The organism is Bradyrhizobium sp. USDA 4503 (assembly GCF_054055815.1).
In genome coordinates this window covers 8,597,767-8,615,049 of the sequence record NZ_JBSRXS010000001.1, presented here as the reverse complement: position 1 = coordinate 8,615,049, position 17,283 = coordinate 8,597,767, and the positions used below count along the sequence as shown (strand labels likewise).

Below are 17,283 nucleotides of genomic sequence, written 5' to 3'. Positions count from 1 at the left end.
GTGAGGTTCGCCGATCGTTTCCGAAATCCGGTGATTCAGCGATCCGAGATCAAAGATTTCGGCCCGACTGTTGTACCCGCGCAACGCTAGTTGAAGCCGGCTTCGCAACCGACGCACGATTTCGTCCGGACGCTCAGGCGTTCGGCGACGGCTCGCTGGCCACGGTCAGCAGCTGCGACCGTCGGACGCGCTCGCGATGCGCGGTGTAGAGGCCTGAGGCGACGATGAAGCCGGCGCCGAGAATGGTCCAACGGTCGGGCACTTCGCCGAAGATCAGGAAGCCGAGGATGCTGACCCACAGCAGCTGCGTGTAGGAGAACGGCGCGAGCACCGAGGCATCGCCATAGCGGAACGCCAGCACCACGATCCACTGTCCGACGGTGGACGCAACACCGATCAGGATGCCGAACATGATGTCGTGCCAGCTCGGCGTGACCCAGACGAACGGCACCAGCGCGCTGACGATGGCGACGCCGACGATCGACGAATAGGTCATCACGGTGATCGGGCGCTCGCTGCCGCTCATCATGCGCGTCAGGATCAACGTGGCCGCCCACGCCAGCGCCGAGACGATCGGAAAGATCGCGGCGGGATGGAAGGCACTGGTGCCCGGCCGCAGGATGATAAACACGCCGGCGAGGCCGACCGCGGTCGCGATCCAGCGTCGCATACCGACCCTCTCACCGAGGAAAGCGATCGACAGCGCGGTGACGAACAGCGGCGAGACGAAGCTGGTGGCGGAGGCTTCGGCGATCGGCAGGAAGCCGAGCCCCGTGATGAAGATCAGCGAGGAGCCGAGCAGCGCGGCGCCGCGCAGCACGTGCAGGCCGGGACGGCTGCTGCGCAGCGCGAACAGCGGCGAGCCTGGCAGCATCGCCGGCGTCATGATCATCGCAAACACCAGGAAGCGGATCCAGGCGATCTCGATCGAGGGCAGCGTGGAGGAGAGATATTTTGCCGTGACGTCGGAGGTGCCCAGGAACACGGTCGACAGCAGGATCAGCGCGATGCCCTTGAACGGCCGGTCGGTGCGGGTGGGCGCCTTGCTTGTCGCTGCGGGCGCGGTCTTTGCGGGCAATGAAAGGGGAACGCTGTCCAGCCTGGCGGCCACGGCTGCGGGGGGCGGTGTCACGGCAATCTCGAAGGCAAAATAAAGGGAATCTGCTCCTCGTACAAAACGCCAATTCCGCCGCGAGAACAATGCCCGAAAACGGGACTCCGATATGCGCCAGCGCGCGCGACCGCCCGCCGCAGGCCGTGTGCCGCCGCAACTGCAACAGTTTGTTAAGAACTGTGTGGAGCGGAACGCCCTCAGAGCATCGGCAGCGAGCGCGGCTTCGGCCCGCGCGGGAACGCGGCATCGAGCGCGGCGAGTTCATCGCCGCTGAGCTTCAGAGTTCCTGCCGCCGCATTCTCCGCCGCGTGTTCCGCGTTCGACGCCTTCGGAATCGCGAGCACCGACGGCAGCCGCGTGAGGAAACTTAGCGCCACCTGGCGCGGCGTTGCCTTGTGCGCCTGCGCGATCGATTGCAGCAGCGTGCCGGCCCTGCTCGACGACGAAGGAAAATCATTGTGACCGAACGGCGAATAGGCGACGACGGCGACGCCGTGCTGCTCGCACCACGGGATCACGGCGTGCTCGATGGCGCGCTCCTGCAGATGGTAGAGCACCTGGTTGCAGGCAATCTTGCCTTCACCCGCGACATCGAGCAGTTCGTCGAGATCCTCGGTGTCGAAATTACTGACGCCCCAGGACCGGATCTTGCCCGCCGCGATCAATTCGTCGAACGCCGCGACCGTCTCGGCAAGCGGAGTGGTTCCGCGCCAGTGCAACAGATAGCAATCGAGGCCATCGGTCTTCAGCCGCTTCAGCGAGCGCTCGCAGGCGGTAATAGTGCCGCGCCGCGAGGCGTTGCTCGGCAGGACCTTCGAGACCAGGAACAGTTCGTCGCGCCGGCCGGACATCGCATCCGCGATCACGAGCTCGGCGTCGCCATACATCTCGGCGGTGTCGATATGCGTCATGCCGGCATCGATGCCGCGCTTCAGCGCAGCGACGGCCGCCTTGCGGTCACCGCGATCGAGATACCAGGTGCCCTGCCCGATCACCGAGACCTGCGGGCCGTTGTCGCCGAATTTTTTCGTCTGCACGATCGCCTCGTTCTGCGTAGTTCCCTTGTGGCTCCGCGCAGGACGATAAAGCATACCGACGACCATGTCTCCACATCGTCATCCCGGCGATATCTCCACATCATCGTCCCGGCGAAGGCCGGGACCCATACTCCGCAGCAGTGGTCGTTGGCGGGACTCGTCATTCCACCCGTTGTGCAACAACAGATATTCGTGGTTATGGGTCCCGGCCTTCGCCGGGACGACAGCTGTATTGTGACGCGCGCTCTCGCGTCTCTCGACGCGCATCAAACGTTGAGGTTCATCCACACCGCCTTAGGCTCGGTAAAATTGTCGAGCGCGGCGGTGCCGTGCTCGCGGCCGAGGCCGGAATCGCGCTCGCCGCCCCACGGCAATCGCACGTCGGTGTAGCCATAGGTGTTGATCCACACCGTGCCGGCGCGGGCCTTCTTGGCGAAGCGCTGCACGCGACCCATATCCGCGCTCCAGACGCCGGCGGCGAGGCTGTAGGCGGTGCCGTTAGCGATGCGCAGCGCATCGGCCTCGTCCTTGAACTTGATTACGCTGACGACGGGGCCAAAAATCTCCTCCTGCGAGATGCGCATCTCGTGCGCAACGTTGGCGAACACCGCGGGGCTGATGAAATAGCCGAGGTCACCGACCCGCGCACCGCCGGTGGCCAGCAGCGCGCCCTCATGCTTGCCGATCTCGACATAATCGAGGATCGAGCGCATCTGCTTCTCGGAGATGACTGGCCCGAGCGCGGTGGCGCGATCGGCGGGATCGCCGATCCGCAACGCTTCCGCACGGTCGACCAGACGCTCGACCACCTCGTCATAGGCGTTCTCCTGCACCAGCACGCGCGAGCCGGCCGAGCAGACCTGCCCGGCGTTGAAGAAGATGCCGGCAGCCGCGGCCTTGGCAGCGGCTTCGAGATTGGCATCGTCGAAGATCACATTGGCGGACTTGCCGCCGAGCTCGAGCGAGACCCGTTTGAAGTTGCCGGCGGCGCCCTTCATGATGCCGCGGCCGACGCCGGGCGAGCCGGTGAACGTCACCTTGTCGACATCGGGATGATTGACCAGCGCGTCGCCGACGACGCGACCGGGCCCGGTCACGATGTTGAGCACGCCCTTCGGCAAACCGGCCTCGAGCGCGAGCTCGCCGATGCGCAGCGCCGACAACGAGGTCAGCTCGGCCGGCTTCATCACCACCGTGCAGCCGCAGGCGAGCGCCGGCGCGAGCTTCCACATGCCGATCATCAGCGGGAAATTCCACGGCACGATCGCGGCGACCACGCCGACCGGCTCGCGCACCGTATAGGTCAACGCGTCGTCGCGCGCCGAGACCACATCGCCGCTGATCTTGTCGGCCCAGCCGGCGTAATAGGTCAGCGTGTCGATGGCGGCCGGAAAATCCTGGCGCAGCACACCCGCAATCGGCTTGCCGGCATCGAGGCTTTCGAGCGCGACAATCTCGTCGGCATGCTGCTTCAGCAGTTCAGCCCATCGGAGCAGAATGTGGCCACGTTCAACCGCGCGCATGGTGCGCCACGGCCCCTCGAAGGCGCGGCGGGCAGCCGCCACGGCACGATCGACATCGGCCTCATTGCCCTCGGCAATCGTAGCGATCACCTGCTCGGTGGCGGGATTGAGCGACTTGAAGGTATTTCCGGACAACGAACGGACGCGGGCGCCGTCGATCAGCAGCAGTTCGTCCCTGATGGTCGGGGCGCGGCGGGCGTCACGCTCATAGTCATATGCAACGGACATCATATTTCCTCCTGGTGTTGTCACTCAACCTAGGAGGCTTGGATCAGCAGTAAATATGATATCTTGTGCCGATTGGCATGCCAAGGATATGAAGTCAACTTCATAAGTGGTGACCACGATGCTGCAGATCGAGATCGAGACCGTCTGGCGCTTTCGGAAAGAGGACAGCCCGCAGACCGCGGTCGTGATGCTCGGCATCCTCAACGAGATCCGGAAGACCGGAAAGATCACCAGCGCCGCCAGCGATGCGCAGCTGTCCTATCGCCATGTCTGGAACCTGATCGAGCAATGGACCGAGTTCTTCGGCGTGCCGCTGGTTGAAACCCACCGCGGCAAGGGCTCGAAGCTGACGCCATTCGGCGAGAAGCTGGTGTGGGCCGGCGAGCGCATGCAGGCGCGGCTCGGGCTGCAGCTCGAGAACCTCGCGCAGGAACTGGTCACCGAGATCAAGCCATTTCTCGAGCAGCGACCGTCGGTGATCCGGGTCCATGCCAGCCACGGCTTTGCGGTATCCAAGCTGCGCGAATTCCTTGATCGCGCGGGCGGCGTCGGCGTCGATCTGCGCTATGTCAGCAACCAGAACTCGCTGGTCTCGCTGGCGCAGGGCGCCTGCGATCTCTCCGGCGTGCACCTGCCGCGCGGCGAATTGCGCGCGCAGGGCATCAAGGCCTGCCGCGAATGGCTCGATCCGCGCGAGGACCGCGTCATCAATTTCGTGACCCGCGAGATGGGCCTGATGGTCAAGCGCGGCAACCCGCTGAAGATCACGACGCTGAAGGACCTCGTCGAGCGCAAGGCCCGTTTCGTCAACCGCGACCACGATTCCGGCACGCGGCTGCTATTCGATCAATTGCTGAGGCTGCATAAGATCCCGGAAGGGCGGATCAACGGCGCCCAGCATATGGAATTCACCCATGCGGCGGTCGCCGCCTATGTCGCGAGCGGCATGGCGGATGCGAGTTTTGGCGTCGAGGCCGCGGCGCGGCAGTTCGGGCTCGATTTCATCCGCCTGCTCACGGAAGATTATTTCTTCGTGTGCAAGCGCGCCTTCCTCGAGACCGAGCCGATGCAGCGCGTGCTCGACATCATGAAGAGCAGCGAGTTCCACAAGGCGGTGGGCGCCCTTCCCGGTTATGTCGCCTCCAACACCGGCGCCGTCAGCGGGGTGAAGGAGTTTCTCGAGAAGCTGCATTCCGACCGCTGATCAGCCAGACCCCGGCAACGGCCGACCTGATGGCCGTCGATCCTTCGGGACTCGCGCCAGGTGCGATAACGATGGTCGACAGTCAGGAAGATAGCTAGCCGAGCCCGCTGATGTCGGCGACCAGCACCGAGCCAGTCACCGATTCCGTGATGTAGAGGCGGTCGCGGTCGGCGCCGCCGATGGCGACATTGGTGCAGCTCGGCCCGGCGCAGGACTTGATCCGCGCGATGCACTCGCCGTTCGGCGCAAACACGAAGACATGGCCGAGCGAGGCGTGCGCGACGAACAGCCGACCGGCGACGTCCATCGTCATGCCGTCGGGTCCGCTCGGGCCGAATAGCGAGCAGAAGCGGCCGACCTTGGAGACGCTGCCGTCCTTCATGAACGGCGCGCGCCAGACCGCATTGTCGCGCGTCATCGCGACGAACAGCACCGCCTCGTGCGGATCGAGCACCAGGCCGTTCGGGCTGATGCCGGTGTCGATCAGGCAGTCGAGCGCTCCGTTCACCCGCAGCCGATAGACGCGGCCGGTCGGATCGTGCAGCCCGGTCTGGCCCTGATCGGTGAAATAGATGTCGCCGTTCGAGGCGATGTGCAGGTCGTTGCAGCCGCGGAACGATTCCGAGTTGCGCGAGCGCAGCAGCGGCGTGACCTCGCCGGACCTGGCGTCGAGCTCCATCAAGCCGTGCCGATAATCGGCGATCAGGATGCGGCCCATCGCATCGATCTTCAGCCCGTTCGGCCAGCCGTCATACTCGGCAACCTGCGACCACGACTTGTCCGGCGCGATCCCGAAGATGCGGCCAAACGGAATGTCGACGATGTAGAGATTGCCGTCGGCATCGAACGACGGTCCCTCGATGAAGCAGTCGGTCACCGCGCCCGGGCGGTTGGCGTCGGCCCATTCGCTCGCCACCCTGCGGCGGAATTCCGCCGGCACGACGGAGAAGATTTCAGTCGCGATCAGTTTCGGCGGCGTTTCCAGGAACATCATTGTTGGTTCACCCGTTGGCGGAACGGGGCGAACCATAGAGAAGATTGCTGGCGCCGTCGAATACCCCAAAGCCCACCACGTCATTGCGAGCGAAGCGAAGCAATCCATACCTCCATGCGTGGCAAGATGGATTGCTTCGTCACTTCGTTCCTCGCAATGACGTTGGACAGCCGTCCTGTGCTTACGACGTTTTCCTATTCGGCCGGCTGCGCCGGGCGATAGGCTTCCGAGATCATGTAGCCGGACAGCGTGCCGTACGCCGCGGTCCACGCGGCGGCGACGTCAGGTGTCCAGGCTTCGCCGAGCCCTTTCTCCAGCGTCCACAACAACGCGCCGCCGACGACCGGATAATGCTCGGGCTTGGCGCCGTAGCTGACATGCCGCTTGGCCAGCGCACTCGCGGCCGGCAGGATCGTGTCGAGATTGCTCAGCCCATTCACGACGACGGCAAGCGTCGTCATCAATTTCTTGCGCTGCTCCTTCATGTCGACCGGAAACATCGCCTTCACGGCGGGCGCGACTTCGAACAAGCGGTCGTAGAAAATGACCGCGGCCTGCTCCGAGATCGGCGCGACCTTGCCAAAGCTGTCCTGAACCAGCTTGATTTGGGTCGGATTCATCTCAATTCTCCTCGGTCATGAAATAAGTTCTGAAGCGATTTTTCAAAACGCGAGCATTGGTAACCGAAGCCGGCGCTTCGGTTCAAAGCGAAAACGCTTGCCGTCGACGTGATCATCACGCCGCCTCGACGAAGCTGTGGCGCTCATAGAGGAATTCGAGCACGCGCTGCCGGCACTTCAGGTAGCCCTGGTTGGTCGCGAGCTCGAGCCGCTTGCGCGGCCGCGCCAACGGCACCTCGAGCACCTCGCCGATCCGCGCGCTCGGACCGTTGGTCATCATCACGATGCGGTCCGACAGCAGCACCGCCTCGTCGACGTCGTGGGTGATCATCAGGATGGTGTTGCCGAGCTTCTGGTGCAGCGCCATCACCGAATCCTGCAGATGCGCGCGGGTCAGCGCGTCGAGCGCGCCGAACGGCTCGTCCAGCAGCAGCACCTTCGGCTCCATCGCGAGCGCACGCGCGATGCCGACGCGCTGCTTCATGCCGCCCGAGATCTCGCTCGGCCGCTTATCCTTGGCATGCGCCATTTGCACCAGGCTGAGATTGTGCATAACCCAGGCGTCGCGCTCGGCCTTGCTCTTGGTCCTTGCAAACACCTTGTCGACGCCGAGCTTGACGTTCTCGTAGACGGTGAGCCACGGCAGCAGGCTGTGGTTCTGGAACACCACGGCCCGATCCGGCCCCGGCGAATTGACCTCGCGGTTCTCCAGCAGCACGCCGCCATTGGTGGCGCCGGTGAGGCCGGCGACGATGTTGAGCAGGGTCGACTTGCCGCAGCCGGAGTGACCGATGATCGAGACGTATTCGCCCTTCTCGATCGTCAGGTTGATGTCCTTCAGCACCTCCGTAGTGGCGTTGCCGCGGGTGAAGGTCTTGTCGATGTGATCGAGCTTCAGATAGGCCTGCATGACTTCCTCCTCAGTTCGCCGCCGTGCCGCGGGTCACCACTTTGCCGAGGCCCGCAATGAGCCGGTCGAGCACGAAGCCGATGATGCCGACATAGAACAGCGCCAGGATGATTTCGCTGATATGCGAGGAATTCCACGCATCCCAGATGAAGAAGCCGATGCCGACGCCGCCGATCAGCATTTCCGCGGCGACGATCGCGAGCCAGGACAGGCCGATGCCGATGCGCAGGCCGGTGAACATGTAGGGCGCGGCCGCCGGGATCATGATCTTGGTGAAGAACTCCAGCGGATTGAGCTGCACGACCGCCGCGACGTTGCGGTAGTCCTGCGGGATGTTGCGGATGCCGACCGCGGTGTTGATGATGATCGGCCACACCGAGGTGATGAAGATCACGAAGATCGCCGAGGGCTGGCCATCGCGGAATGCGGCCAGCGACAGCGGCAGCCAGGCGAGCGGCGGGATGGTACGCAGCACCTGGAACAGCGGATCGAGCCCGCGCATCGCCCAGACCGACTGTCCGACCAGCGTGCCGAGCGCGATGCCCGCAATCGCCGCCAGCGAATAGCCGTAGGCGACGCGCTGCAGGCTGGCGGAGAGATGCCAGAACAGGCCCTTGTCGATGCCGCCATTGTCGAAGAACGGATCGAGGATCAGCTCCTTGGTATCTTTGAACACTTTCGACGGCGGCGGCAGGCTGGAGCCGGCGCGCCGGCAGATCAGCTCCCACACCACCAGCAGCAGCGCGACCACGATCAGCGGCGGCACCACGCGCGCCGCGGTCTCCTTCGCCATCCTGGCGTAGGTCTCGGCGCGCGGCGCGCGCTTCGGCGTCATGGTCACGACCGGCGCCGCGGCAGCGGCCGGCGGGATCGCGACCGCCGACACTTCGGTCTTCATGGCAGGCATCGACATTGAACGAAAATCTCCATGGTCAAAAAAGGAGAGCTGCACTGCTCGCGCGGCTCGCTCAAATCAGACGTCAACACGCTTGATGGACAACGACTTCAGATAGACCGCGGGATCGGCGGGATCGAACACCTTGCCGTCGAAGAAGGTCTCCTTGCCGCGCGAGGTCGAGGCCGGAATGTCGGACACGCCAAGCTCCTTGGCGGCCTCCTTCCAGAGATCCTCGCGGTTCACCTTGGCGATCAGCGCCTTGGTGTCGAAGCCTGCCTCGTACTTGCCCCAACGGATGTCTTCCGTGAGGAACCAGAGGTCGTGGCTCTGATAGGGATAGGAAGCGTTGTCGCTCCAGAACCGCATCTGCTGCGGCGAATTCTCGACCACGCGGCCGGTGCCGTAGTCGAACTTGCCCTTCATGCGGTCGGTGATGTCCTCGACCGGGCAGTTGATCCACTGCCGCTTGGCGCAGATCGCCGCGGTCTCCTCGCGGTTCTCCGCCTTCTCGCACCACTGCTGGGCTTCCATGACAGCCATCAGCAGCGCCTTCGCGGCCTTCGGATTCTTGTCGACCCAGGCGGCGCGCAGGCCGAGCGATTTCTCCGGATGCTTGTCCCAGAGCTCGCCGGTCGTGATCGCGGTATAGCCGATCTCCTGATGGATCAGCTGCAGATTCCACGGCTCGCACACGCAGAAGCAGTCCATCGTGCCGACCTTCATGTTGGCCACCATCTGCGGCGGCGGCACCACGATGGTCTCGATGTCCTTGTCCGGATCGATGCCGCCGGCGGCGAGCCAGTAGCGGATCCACAGATCATGCGTGCCGCCGGGAAAGGTCATCGCGGCCTTCACCGCCTTGCCGGAGGCCTTCTTCTTCTCCAGCGCCGCCTTGAACGGCGCGGTGTCGATGCCGACCTTGAGATCGGCATATTCCTTGGCGACCGAGATGCACTGGCCGTTCAAATTGAGCCGCGCCATGATGTACATCGGCGTCGGCTGATTGTTCTGCGTCACCTTGCCGGCCGAGATCAGATACGGCATCGGGGTCAGGATATGCGCGCCGTCGATGCCGTTGCCCTCGGAGCCGAGCACGAGGTTGTCGCGCGTGGTGCCCCACGAGGCCTGCTTCTGCACCTCGACATCGGGCATGCCGTATTTGGCGAAGATGCCCTTCTCCTTGGCGACGAACAGCGGCGAGGCATCGGTCAGCGCAATGAAGCCGAGCTTGGCAGCCTTCACTTCCGGACCGGCGCCCTGCGCGAATGCACCTGCGGGAAAGTTGAGCTTGGCCGCGGCGAGCAGCGCGGCGGCGCCGCTGCTTGCCTTGAGTAGCTGACGGCGGCTGAGGCCGCGGCTTGGCGGCTTGTCGGTGGGCTTGGTCATCGGTCGTCCTTTGCGTCGTTGCGTTGCGGTATTGCGTCAGTGCGTCGAGCGCCGCCCTTCGGATGGCGACGCGCGCAGGGCGCAAAAAGGCGTGCACCGGGAAGGCCCCGGTCTGGCGGCGTCAGAAATCCGATGGGGTAGCCTCGAGGGACGGCTTCAATGGCGTCGGCTAATGATGATTCAAGCCTTGTGCCAATCTACCGCAGTGCAAAAATCGATTTTGATGCAAAGCCTTGCGCAACATGTCGCAGCCCGCGCGAATTTTCCGCGCGCTGCCAAAACTTGCGATTCGCCCAATCCTTGTGCGGCGCACAAGAATTGGGCAGAAGCGTTCGGAAACCGATCAGGCGTCTTCGGTGACCTTGGCGCCGAGCGGCGCGGGCGCCATTCCGCCGCCGGGCTTCACATGGAATTCGTAGGTCATCAGGCTCCACGGCCCATCCGAACGCTGGCCATCGGGCATGACAGGATCGGTGCGGCGCTCGACCTTGGCGATCAATTCATCCTTCACGCCGAACACGACGTCGGAATCGATGTACTTGTCGCCCTCGACGAAGACATGCGTGATCAACGGCTCGTAGCCCTTGGCGTTGACCAGGAAGTGCACATGCGCCGGCCGCATCGGGTGACGGTTGGTCTGCGTGATCATCTGCCCCACCGGGCCGTCGGTCGGGATCGGATAGCTGCACGGCACGATAGTGCGGAAGAAGAAGCGGCCGTCGGCATCGGTGATGAAGCGCGCCCGCGACGACGGACCTTCGGTGGCATAGCTCGGCTTCTGCGAGTCATAGAATCCGTCATCGTCCGCGTGCCAGATATCGACCGGCACATTGGCCAGCGGCTTGCCGCCGAGGTCGGTGACGCGGCTCTGCACGAACATGCGCTCGCCCGGCAGGCTTGCCGAGATGTCGGTGCCGTGCGGCGTCACCTTGTGCTCGCCGACATAGAACGGGCCGAGCACGGTGGTCTCGGTCGCGCCATCGCGATCGCGATGGTTGACCGCATCGACGAGCATCGACACGCCGAGCACGTCGGACAACAGGATGAACTCCTGGCGAATGTCGGTGCACTTCTGCCCGGTGCGGGTCAGGAAGCCGATCGCTTGGTCCCATTCCTCGAAGGTGAGATCGGTCCTGCGCACATAATCGTGCAGCGACTTCACCAATTCCTGCAGCAGGAACTTGGCCCGTGGATCGGGTGTCTGGTCGAAGCTGCGGATGACGGCGGCGGTGAGCTCGGTTTCGTTGAACTGGGTCATCTCGGCGTTTCCCTTGACGGATACCTTGGCAGATACTTTGGGCCCCTTGGGGGGCGCGATTGCAGGGGCGACGGTACACCACCAGCTCAATGCCGGTAAGCGGCAGCGGATTGGTGCAGCAGACACTTTTCGGCTATCAAGGCTGCCTTGCAAGCCGGAGAAACGCCTGATGCTAGCCCCCACGCCTGCCTCGCCCGAATCCGCGGGAATGTCGACCACTGCCCTCAACCGCCTCGAAGCGCATCTGAAGAGCCGCTACATCGATGCCGGCCGTTTTCCTGGCACGCAGGTCCTGATCTATCGCCGCGGCAAGATCGTGCATTCCACGGTCCAGGGCTTTGCCGATCTCGAGCGCAAGGCGCCGGTCAAGGACGACACCATCTTCCGCATCTATTCGATGACCAAGCCGATCACATCAGTCGCCTTCATGATGCTGGTCGAGGAAGGCAAGGTCGCGCTCGACGAGCCGGTCGCGAAATATATTCCGGAATGGAAGAACCTCGGCGTATTCGTCGCCGGCACCGCGCCCGCCTTCCTGACCCGCCCACCGACGCGGCCGATGCAGATCGTCGACCTCTTGCGCCACACCTCGGGCCTCACTTACGGCTTCCAGCAGCGCTCGAATGTCGACGCGGCCTATCGCGAGAAGAAGATCGGCGAGGTCATCAAGGCCGGCACGCTCGACGGCATGATCGAGGACCTGGCGAAGATCCCGCTGGAGTTCTCGCCGGGCGAAGCCTGGAACTACTCGGTCTCGACCGACGTGCTCGGTTATCTCGTCGGCAAGATCTCCGGCCAGCCGTTCGAGCAATTCCTGAAGGAGCGCATCTTCAAGCCGCTCGGCATGAAAGACACGGATTTCTTCGTGCCGGCCGACAAGGCGCATCGGTTTGCCGCCTGCTATTCCGCCGATCCGCAGGGCGGCTTCAACCCGCTCGCCGCCGAGCGCAAGGGCACACTGACGCTGCAGGACGATCCGACCACCAGCTCGTTCCTGGCGCCGCCTTCGCTGATCTCGGGCGGCGGCGGACTGTGCTCGACCGCGGCCGACTACCTGACCTTCTGCCGGACGCTGCTCAATGGCGGCGAGCTCGGCGGCGTCAGGCTGCTCGGCCCGAAGACGCTGAAGCTGATGACCTCGAACCATCTGCCCGGCGGCGTCGACCTGCCGTCGATGTCGCGCTCGATGTTCGCCGAAGCCGCCTATAACGGCATCGGCTTCGGCCTCGGCTTCGCCGTCACCATGCACCCGTCGCAGACGCTGATCGCCGGCAGTCCAGGCGAATTCAACTGGGGCGGCGCCGCGACGACGTCGTTCTTCATCGACCCGGCCGAGGAGCTGATCACGATCTTCATGACCCAGGTGCTGCCGTCGAGCGCCTATCCGCTGCGGCGCGAGCTGCGCACCATGGTCTACGCCGCGATCACCGAGAGCAATCTCTGACACGACGTCATTCCGCGGCGCACACTCCTCGTTCGAGCATGATCCTTTCGGAAAACCGCTTCACACTTTTCCGGATCATGCTTTGGGCGCCGCGGAACCTTTCTGATATAAAACTATTTCCTTTGGCGAATTTTTCCCGCCTCCCCTAAGCTCGCAGCGAATGGGCACCGACCCGGGGACTTCGTGCCGAAACTGACATTGCCAGTCCGTCTCGCGCTTCTGGTCGCGGGAACGATGTTGCCGCTGATCATCTTCGCGGTCGGGATCGTCTTCCACAATTATCAGCGGGATCGTCAGGCGGCCACGCAGCGCGTGCTGGAGACGGCGCGCAGCATCCGTCTGCTGCTCGATGCGGAAATGCAGCGCATGACCGGCGGGCTGCAGGTGCTGGCCCTGACCAACTCGCTGCGCAACAGCGACTTCGACAACTTCCGCCGCGTCGCGGTCGGTTTCATCGACCAGTACGGCAAGGAAGGCGTGGTGCTGGTGGCAGACCGCGCCGGACGCCAGGTGTTCTCCTCGCTGACGCCGGACACCGCGAGCCTGCCGCCGCGCAACAATCTCGAGATCCTCGAGAAGGTGTTCGCGACGCGGCAGCCGCAATACTCCAACCTGTTCTTCGGCGCGGTGAAGCAGCGGCTGATCATCACCGTCGAGGTACCGGTGATGCGCGACGGTGAGGTGCTCTACGACATCTCCTTCAGCCCGCCGATCGAGGTGTTCCAGGCCATCATCGAGAAGCAGCGCCTCAACCAGGACTGGACCATCTCGATCTTCGACAGCGACGGCGTCAACCTCGCGCGGGTGCCAAATCCGCAGGCGACCATCGGCCAGCGCGCCTCGCCATCGCTGTTTGCCGAGATGTTCCGCCGCGGCGAGGCGACGCTGCCGACCGTGTCGCTGGAGGGCGTGGCGCTGATCACCGGTTTCACCAGGTCGCGCGTCACCGGCTGGACCGTCGCCGCGGGGATCGCCGAGAACTCGCTGGTGGCGCCGCTGTGGCGCTCGCTGGCGATCACCAGCGTGATCGGCGGCATCCTGCTGCTGGTCGGGCTCGGCTTTGCGGTGCGGATGGCAACCACGATCGCGCGCGGCGAGATGCTGCACGACCTGCTGATCGAAGAGCTCAACCACCGCGTCAAGAACACGCTGGCGATCCTGCAATCGATCGCCACGCAGACCTTCCGCAGCGCAAGCCGCACCGAGCGCGACAAGTTCGAGGGGCGGCTCGGCGCGCTGGCGGAGGCGCACAATCTGCTCTCCACCGACAAATGGCAGGGCTCCGACTTCCAGGACGTCGTCAGCCGCGTGCTGCGGCCCTACCTCTTGAACACGTCCGAGCGGGTCAGGATGTTCGGCCCCCGCGTGCCGCTGTCGCCCCGGCTTGCCTTGGTACTGTCAATGATCCTCCATGAGATGGCGACCAACGCCGCCAAATATGGCGCACTGTCCAACGACACCGGCACGGTGACGCTGGACTGGGAAATCCTCAACGAGAGCCCCGGACCGAAGCTGCGCATGATCTGGACCGAAACCGGCGGCCCACAGGTCACCGCGCCGGTCCAGCGTGGCTTCGGCTCCCGGCTGATCGAGCGCAGCGCCCGCGACCAGCTAGGTGGCGAGGCCACCGTGGATTTCCTGCCCCACGGCGTCGTCTACACCGTGACCAGCACTCTCGAAATCGACGGCTGACCCGACAGGAGTGGCCGATCCTGCGACATCTTGGCACGCAAGTTGCTATGATTGGCGGGTTCGGCCGGCCAGAAACAGGGGGAAGTCATGTCGACCATCGCAGCGGAAGCGACAGTTGCGCGCAAGCCGCTTTACACATCACTGTTCGTGCAGGTGCTCGTCGCGCTGCTGCTCGGCATCGTCATCGGCATGGCCGCGCCCGATTTCGCGATCGGGTTGAAGATCTTCAGCGATGCCTTCCTGAAGCTGATCTCGATGATCGTGGCGCCGATCGTGTTCTGCGTCGTCGTGCACGGCATTGCGGGTGCCGGCGACCTCAAGAAGGTCGGCCGGGTCGGCGTCAAGGCGCTGGTCTATTTCGAGGCGATGACGACGGTTGCGCTCGTGGTCGGCCTGCTGCTCGCCTATCTGTTCGGCCCCGGCCACGGCATGAACATCGACACCTCGACGCTGGATGCCAAGGCGCTCGGCAACTATGCCAACAACGCGCAGAAGCTGAAGGGCGAAGGCATCGGCAGCTTCCTGCTCAACATCATTCCGACCACCTCGTTCGACGCGCTGTCGCGCAACGACGTGCTGCAGGTTTTGTTCTTCGCCATCATCTTCGGCGTCAGCCTGGCGCTGGTCGGCGGCGAGAAGGGCGAGAAAATCTCCTCCTTCATCGACGCGGTCTCGACCGTGCTGTTCCGCGCCATGGGCCTGATCGTGCGCTTCGCGCCGATCGGCGTGCTCGGCGCCGTCGCCTATACGGTCGGCAAATACGGCGTCGGCTCGCTGAAGCAGCTGCTCTCGCTGGTCGCGCTGTTCTACGTGTCGGTCGCGATCTTCGTGCTCGGCGTGCTCGGCGCCGTGATGGCACTCGCCGGCATCAACATCCTCAAATTCCTCGGCTACCTGCGCGAGGAGCTGATGATCGTGGTCGCCACGGCATCGTCCGACGCGGTGCTGCCGCAGGTGATGCGCAAGCTGGAGCGTTTCGGCGTCAAGGATTCGGTGGTCGGCCTCGTGATCCCGACCGGCTATTCCTTCAACCTCGATGCCTTCTCGATCTACCTGACGCTCGCGGTCGTGTTCATCGCGCAGGCGACCAACACGCCGCTGTCGTTCGGCGACCTGATGCTGGTGCTCGGCGTGTCGCTGATCACCTCGAAAGGTGCGCACGGCGTGCCCGGCTCGGCGATCGTCATCCTGGCGGCGACGCTCAACGCCGTGCCGAGCATCCCGGCGATTGGCCTCGTGCTGGTGCTCTCGGTCGACTGGTTCATCGGCATGGCGCGCGCAGTCGGCAATTTGATCGGCAACTGCGTCGCCACCGTCGTGGTCGCGGCATGGGAAGGCGACCTCGACCGCGACAAGGCCCGTCGCGTGCTCGAAGGCGCCGAGGCGGTTGACGTGACCGCGGGCTGAGCCGCGCGTCCCAAGCCGAGCGGCGTCCCGCGCGTGGCGCGGGGCGCTGACTTACTTGATCAGCCTCAAATACGGCGGCAGTTGCCGGGCCGTCGATTGTTCCAGCACGGGCTCATCCGAAGCGATCATGTCACAGAGGGCCTTCAGCTCGGAATCCGTCACCTTGTGGAGCTCCATCCGAAGCTCGAGGATGGCAAGGGACAACAGCCGTGCCGTCTCCGTGTTCGCCCGGTCGGTCAGGAACGCCTGACATTCCTCCAGCGTTGCAAGCAGCGCCAGCAACCGTTCTTCCGTGTTTGCGACCGGCATATCTTCAACTCCCGAAGCCGCGAGGTAGAGTCGAGGCGTTCCCCTCTTTCGCTTCATTGGCCCCTCCCGCCAGAGTTCGCCGGCTTGTCGTAGGCACACATTTGTTCCAGATGATTGAGAACTTTTGGGCAATTGTCCAGCAACATTCCGAAAGCCTGACTTGGACTTACGTCAAACTCTTGCAAATCGGATGATTCAGTCAAGCACCCGCCGGCCCCTTCTCGACCTCAGGCTGCACTAGCTGGGGTTGCATCCGTGCAACGACGCCCGTACAATATAGTGGCCCGTAGAACTACGGGCGCTGTGCATTGACGCCTATTATGCATGTGCGCAAAATCTGTGTCGATCAAACTCGCGCTAGTTGTGGTTTGGTCAATATTTTGCCAAATGTAGAGGGCGGGGTGTCGACAGACACCTTGGCGCGGTCGACTTCAGGTAGTCGACCGAGTCGGTACTAGGGTGTTTCCTTGCGCGTTTGCGTTTGGATACCATCCCGCGATCTTCCTGGATTTCGTAGTTCAGACGAACTGGCGATCCACTCGAGCTTAACGCGGTACATCATGAACGTGTCCCTGACCCAGCCGGGCCAGGGATTCTCGATTTGAAGGACGGGTCACAAGAATGAATAGATCAGCAGCAAAGAAGATGAAGCAGCGCAGTGCCGGCAAGCCGGACATTGAGTTGGGCAAGCGGATTCGCCTGCGCCGTGTCGAGCAAAAGATCTCGCAGGCCGAACTCGGCGACAAGCTTGGCGTCAGCTTCCAGCAGGTTCAAAAGTACGAGAAGGGCGTCAACCGTGTCGGCGCTGCCCGCCTTCAACAGATCGCGACCGCGCTGGATGTGCCGGTCACCTTCTTCTACGACGGCGACAATAAGGCCCGCGAAGTCGAGAGCCTGCTGTTCCTCGACAGCGCGTTCAGCCTCCGGTTGCTGCGCGCCTACAGCAAGATCAAGGATCAGACGGTGCAACGTCAGCTGGTGTCGCTGATGGAATCGATCGCCGCCAACGAAGACTGAGCGCGGATCGGGTCGCGTCGCCGCGAACGCGATCCCACCACACCGCAACGGCCGGTCACCGGCCGCTGCGGCTGCACACGCCGGTCGGGCCAGGAAGACGTCGAAGCGCTGCCATCGCCGATGGCGGCGCATTTTCTTGAGGCGCGGCTGTCTTTCAAGATTTTGTGATCCAGGCGGATAGCTTCAGTCCCCGCCGGATGCGCGGTCATGAAGCGGCGACGAGCATCGCGTCATGATCCCGC

At 63.8% G+C, this 17,283-nt stretch carries 15 protein-coding genes; 5 read left to right on the top strand and 10 right to left on the bottom strand.

Annotation, left to right across the window (positions count from 1 at the left end):
- Positions 1–133: 133 nt before the first annotated feature.
- The 3 genes from ACVMIH_RS40420 to ACVMIH_RS40410 form a co-directional block, all read right to left on the bottom strand.
- Entirely contained in the window at positions 134–1,078 is a 945-nt protein-coding gene (locus tag ACVMIH_RS40420) for a DMT family transporter (RefSeq protein WP_199805253.1), read from the bottom strand.
- A 233-nt stretch (positions 1,079–1,311) separates the two neighbouring features.
- Entirely contained in the window at positions 1,312–2,151 is an 840-nt protein-coding gene (locus tag ACVMIH_RS40415) for an aldo/keto reductase (protein ID WP_057017573.1), read from the bottom strand.
- A 266-nt stretch (positions 2,152–2,417) separates the two neighbouring features.
- Entirely contained in the window at positions 2,418–3,902 is a 1,485-nt protein-coding gene (locus ACVMIH_RS40410) for an aldehyde dehydrogenase family protein (protein WP_057017574.1), read from the bottom strand.
- A 118-nt stretch (positions 3,903–4,020) separates the two neighbouring features.
- Between ACVMIH_RS40410 and ACVMIH_RS40405 the strand changes: the two genes are divergently transcribed.
- A complete protein-coding gene (locus tag ACVMIH_RS40405) occupies positions 4,021–5,106 on the top strand; it encodes a substrate-binding domain-containing protein (protein WP_057017575.1) in 1,086 nt (361 codons plus the stop codon).
- Between the two features lie 94 nt (positions 5,107–5,200).
- On the opposite strand, the gene ACVMIH_RS40400 is transcribed toward ACVMIH_RS40405, so the two are convergent.
- From ACVMIH_RS40400 to ACVMIH_RS40375, 6 genes are all read right to left on the bottom strand, one after another.
- Positions 5,201–6,100 carry an SMP-30/gluconolactonase/LRE family protein gene (locus ACVMIH_RS40400; protein ID WP_456866186.1) on the bottom strand — a complete coding sequence of 300 codons (900 nt, stop codon included), beginning with the start codon at positions 6,098–6,100 and terminating at the stop codon, positions 5,201–5,203.
- Positions 6,101–6,294: 194 nt separating this feature from the next.
- Positions 6,295–6,720: a globin family protein gene (locus tag ACVMIH_RS40395; RefSeq protein WP_141340332.1), complete on the bottom strand. Its 426-nt coding sequence runs from the start codon at positions 6,718–6,720 to the stop codon at positions 6,295–6,297.
- A gap of 115 nt (positions 6,721–6,835) precedes the next feature.
- A complete protein-coding gene (locus ACVMIH_RS40390; RefSeq protein WP_057017512.1) occupies positions 6,836–7,630 on the bottom strand; it encodes an ABC transporter ATP-binding protein in 795 nt (264 codons plus the stop codon).
- A gap of 10 nt (positions 7,631–7,640) precedes the next feature.
- A complete protein-coding gene (ntrB, locus tag ACVMIH_RS40385) occupies positions 7,641–8,543 on the bottom strand; it encodes a nitrate ABC transporter permease (RefSeq protein ID WP_076827017.1) in 903 nt (300 codons plus the stop codon).
- A 60-nt stretch (positions 8,544–8,603) separates the two neighbouring features.
- Entirely contained in the window at positions 8,604–9,914 is a 1,311-nt protein-coding gene (locus ACVMIH_RS40380; protein ID WP_076827018.1) for a CmpA/NrtA family ABC transporter substrate-binding protein, read from the bottom strand.
- 343 nt (positions 9,915–10,257) lie between these two features.
- Positions 10,258–11,172, bottom strand: a complete 915-nt coding sequence (locus tag ACVMIH_RS40375; RefSeq protein WP_076827021.1) for an intradiol ring-cleavage dioxygenase — start codon at positions 11,170–11,172, stop codon at positions 10,258–10,260.
- A 169-nt stretch (positions 11,173–11,341) separates the two neighbouring features.
- Between ACVMIH_RS40375 and ACVMIH_RS40370 the strand changes: the two genes are divergently transcribed.
- The 3 genes from ACVMIH_RS40370 (at position 11,342) to ACVMIH_RS40360 (ending at position 15,715) form a co-directional block, all read left to right on the top strand.
- On the top strand, positions 11,342–12,616 hold the full coding sequence (locus ACVMIH_RS40370) for a serine hydrolase domain-containing protein (RefSeq protein WP_456866184.1): 1,275 nt from the start codon (positions 11,342–11,344) through the stop codon (positions 12,614–12,616).
- A 183-nt stretch (positions 12,617–12,799) separates the two neighbouring features.
- Positions 12,800–14,308, top strand: a complete 1,509-nt coding sequence (locus ACVMIH_RS40365; protein WP_200844599.1) for a sensor histidine kinase — start codon at positions 12,800–12,802, stop codon at positions 14,306–14,308.
- A gap of 87 nt (positions 14,309–14,395) precedes the next feature.
- Positions 14,396–15,715, top strand: a complete 1,320-nt coding sequence (locus ACVMIH_RS40360; RefSeq protein WP_057017518.1) for a dicarboxylate/amino acid:cation symporter — start codon at positions 14,396–14,398, stop codon at positions 15,713–15,715.
- Positions 15,716–15,766: 51 nt separating this feature from the next.
- Here ACVMIH_RS40360 and ACVMIH_RS40355 read toward each other — a convergent pair whose 3' ends face one another.
- Positions 15,767–16,081, bottom strand: coding sequence for a hypothetical protein (locus ACVMIH_RS40355; protein ID WP_156436237.1), 315 nt, complete (start codon positions 16,079–16,081; stop codon positions 15,767–15,769).
- Positions 16,082–16,645: 564 nt separating this feature from the next.
- Between ACVMIH_RS40355 and ACVMIH_RS40350 the strand changes: the two genes are divergently transcribed.
- Positions 16,646–17,041: a helix-turn-helix domain-containing protein gene (locus ACVMIH_RS40350; RefSeq protein ID WP_016844123.1), complete on the top strand. Its 396-nt coding sequence runs from the start codon at positions 16,646–16,648 to the stop codon at positions 17,039–17,041.
- Positions 17,042–17,283: the final 242 nt, after the last annotated feature.